General features: G+C 41.3%; 2 rRNA genes. Both read left to right on the plus strand.

Annotated elements, in window-relative coordinates:
* A 23S ribosomal RNA gene (locus IY568_RS24530) occupies positions 1 to 89 on the plus strand; the annotation flags it as partial.
* 118 nt (positions 90 to 207) lie between these two features.
* Positions 208 to 322, plus strand: a 5S ribosomal RNA gene (gene rrf, locus IY568_RS24535).
* Positions 323 to 329: the final 7 nt, after the last annotated feature.

Below are 329 nucleotides of genomic sequence, written 5' to 3' on the forward strand. Positions count from 1 at the left end.
GTTGAAGACTACAACGTTGATAGGCGAGATGTGGAAGTGGTGTGAGCCATTGAGCTAACTCGTACTAATTACCCGTGAGGCTTAACCATACAACGCCAAAGTGGTTTTGTTTGTTAGAAGTTAAGAAATAAAGTAGACGATAAGAATTTAATACGCTTTTCCAGATTTTAGTGAGATGTTGATAAACATCTTGCGCAACAGTTTATGCTTGGTAACCATAGCATTTTGGAACCACCTGACTCCATGCCGAACTCAGTAGTGAAACGAAATAGCGCCGATGATAGTGTGGGGTTTCCCATGTGAAAGTAGGACATTGCCAAGCTCCAAAT

Source organism: Pseudoalteromonas sp. PPB1, assembly GCF_015356275.1.
Classification (GTDB): domain Bacteria; phylum Pseudomonadota; class Gammaproteobacteria; order Enterobacterales; family Alteromonadaceae; genus Pseudoalteromonas; species Pseudoalteromonas rubra_D.